Annotated in this window: 4 protein-coding genes; 3 read left to right on the forward strand and 1 reads right to left on the reverse strand. The window is 59.1% G+C overall.

Annotated features, from left to right (window positions below):
• The 3 genes from RDL77_RS24785 to rpmG form a co-directional block, all read left to right on the forward strand.
• Positions 1–737 (forward strand): autotransporter outer membrane beta-barrel domain-containing protein (locus RDL77_RS24785; protein ID WP_288195151.1); only part of this gene is annotated, 737 nt, incomplete at its 5' end.
• An 11-nt stretch (positions 738–748) separates the two neighbouring features.
• Positions 749–1,375, forward strand: coding sequence for a 2OG-Fe(II) oxygenase (locus RDL77_RS24790; protein WP_288195152.1), 627 nt, complete (start codon positions 749–751; stop codon positions 1,373–1,375).
• Positions 1,376–1,553: 178 nt separating this feature from the next.
• Positions 1,554–1,721: a 50S ribosomal protein L33 gene (rpmG, locus tag RDL77_RS24795; protein WP_105735448.1), complete on the forward strand. Its 168-nt coding sequence runs from the start codon at positions 1,554–1,556 to the stop codon at positions 1,719–1,721.
• 83 nt (positions 1,722–1,804) lie between these two features.
• On the opposite strand, the gene RDL77_RS24800 is transcribed toward rpmG, so the two are convergent.
• A partial coding sequence (locus tag RDL77_RS24800; RefSeq protein ID WP_288195154.1) for a diguanylate cyclase occupies positions 1,805–2,633 on the reverse strand: 829 nt, incomplete at its 5' end.

The following is a 2,633-nucleotide window of genomic DNA, read 5'->3' on the forward strand; positions in this document are numbered from 1 at the left end:
GCGGCATCGTCACCGGCATGGACGGGGTGATTGCCGGGACATGGCGTTTTGGTTTGCTGGCCGGTTATGGCTCGACCGCGCTGCATGGGGCGGGTTCATCCGTCTCCGCCGACAGCTATCAGGTTGGCATCTATGGCGGCACGAAGATCGATGCACTGACATTGAGCCTTGGCACGGTGCTGGCGCATCACGAGATCGATACGCGCCGCACGGTCGCCTTCGGCTCGTTGGCCGAGACGGACACCGCCGGTTACAGCGCCAACACGGTGCAGATCTTCGGTGAAGCCGCTTACCGCATCGAGACGCCCTATACGGCGCTCGAACCCTTTGCCGCGGCAGCCTATACCCATCTGAAGACAGCAGGCTTCAGCGAAACCGGCGGCATCGCCGCCCTGTCGGCGCCATCATCCACCACGGACCTGACGACGACGACGCTGGGACTTCGTGCATCGCGTGCCTTCACCCTCGGCAATGCCACAAGCCTGACGGCACGCGGCATGGTGGGCTGGCGGCATGCCTACGGCGATGTCACGCCGCAGGCGCAGTTCGCCTTTGCCAGCGGCGGCGAAAGTTTCGATGTCAGCGGCCTGCCCATTGCCGCCGATGCGGCGCTGGTGGAGGCCGGTCTCGCCTTCGATATCGGCAAGGCCACGACGCTGGGCCTCACCTATACCGGCCAGTTCTCCTCCGGCGTCAACGACAACTCCGTCAAAGCCGATCTGACGGTAAGGTTTTGAGGGTAAATCCAATGACATCACAATCGCGACAGCGGGATATTCAACCATGGCAAGGAATTACCGTGGTTGAAAACCTCTTGAATGCTCAGGAGCAGCAAGCCATCTACAGGTTTCTTTCGACCGGAGGATGGGGGTACGGATGGCGATCGCATAGCGGTGAAGGCGCGCAATCCTTCTGGCACAAGCATTTTGCCGGAGCACTCGGCGATACAATTGAACAAAACGCTCGGCAAAAGGGATCGAGCAACGCTTGCGAAGTTGAACTTGCCGCCAAAGCTCCCCTCCTTCATGTGTTCTGGGAACAGCTTGCTCGAACCGCACTGAAAGGACATATTCTCCAGCGTTGCTATGCCAATGGCCTTCCCTATGGCAGCGATGGTGCAACCCACACGGATTCACTGGAGCCCGGGGCCTGTACAGCGGTCTACTATCCGCACGAAGTCTGGGATTCGGACTGGGGTGGTGAAACGATCCTGTTCAATCAGGACAAGGACGATATTCTTGCGGCCATCTATCCGAAACCCAACAGGCTTTTGCTTTTTCCGGGCTTTGTTCATCACGTTGCCCGCGGCGTCACCCGCGTTTGCCCGACCATGCGCATCACGCTGATGTTCAAGACTCGGGTTGAGCTGGAATGACGATGCAGAGGCCGATTGGTGCAACGGACGTCGCACGTGCGCTTCAAACCTCAGATTGTGGCACCTCTACCCTTGACTTTTTGCCGAGTGTTGGTACATGTCCGCCTGAATTTCCGCTTATAGCCACGTTGTTGGACTGAACGGCGGTCCTCTTCTAATAAAGACAGGTAAACTGAAAATGGCTAAGGCTGCAAATATCAAGATCAAGCTTCTGTCGACCGCTGACACCGGTTTCTTCTACGTTACGAGCAAGAACAGCCGTACGAAGACAGAGAAGTTCTCTTTCCGCAAGTACGACCCGGTCGTACGCAAGCACGTTGAATTCAAGGAAACCAAGATCAAGTAATCCTGGATTTTCCCGCATGTTCAAGATGCCGCCTTCGGGCGGCATTTTTGTTTGTGGGGATTGGCAATCCGATTCGGGCGGCCTCATGCCGCCTCGGAGACAACCTTGTTGCGGCCCGATGCCTTGGCGCCATACAGCGCCTCGTCGGCACGCTTGAGCATGTTCTGCACGCTGTCATCCTTCGACTGCACGCTGGCAATGCCGATGCTGATGGTCACCGGCACGCCGGTGGCGCCGTCATCGACGAAAAATGGCGTCGAGGCCACTTCACGCCGGATGCGCTCGGCGACAATGGCCGCCATCGTCAGGTCCGTATCGGGCATGACGATGAAGAATTCTTCCCCGCCATAGCGGCTGGCGAGGTCGCTGCCGCGCACGTTGCGGCGCAGGCGCTGGGCGAATTCGCGCAGCACCTCATCCCCGCCATCATGGCCATAGGTGTCGTTGATCAGCTTGAAGCGGTCGATGTCCGTCATCAGGATCGACAGCGGGCGGCGGCGGTCCACGGCGCGCTTGAACAGGGTTGCCAGGTGCGTTTCCAGATACAGCCGGTTGTGCAGGCCCGTCAGGCTGTCGGTAACCGCCATCTCGTAGGTCTTGACGACACTGGCGCGCAGGCCGTCATGATAGGCCTTGCGGCGCAGCTGCGTGCGCAGGCGCGCCAGCAATTCGTTGGAATTGAGCGGCCGTACCACATAATCGTTGACGCCAAGCTCCAGCGCGCGGCGAACCTTCGGTTCCTCGCCCTGATCGGCGACGAATATGATCGGCATCGACCGTGTGTTGTCGAGCGAGCGCAACTGCGCGCAAATGCGCAGCGGATCGTAATCGGCAAAGCTCGATGCGATGATCAGGCAGTCGTGATTGCCCTGAATGGCGTCGAAAAAACCCGTCTGCGGATCGGTCTGCACG

Source organism: uncultured Phyllobacterium sp., from assembly GCF_902479695.1.
In the GTDB taxonomy this organism is placed as follows: Bacteria; Pseudomonadota; Alphaproteobacteria; order Rhizobiales; family Rhizobiaceae; genus Phyllobacterium; species Phyllobacterium calauticae.

What these genes read in the sequence shown, in the direction of transcription:
- RDL77_RS24790 (WP_288195152.1), top strand. Translation starts at nt 749, where the DNA reads ATGACATCACAATCGCGACAGCGGGATATTCAACCATGGCAAGGAATT.
- rpmG (WP_105735448.1), top strand. Translation starts at nt 1,554, where the DNA reads ATGGCTAAGGCTGCAAATATCAAGATCAAGCTTCTGTCGACCGCTGAC.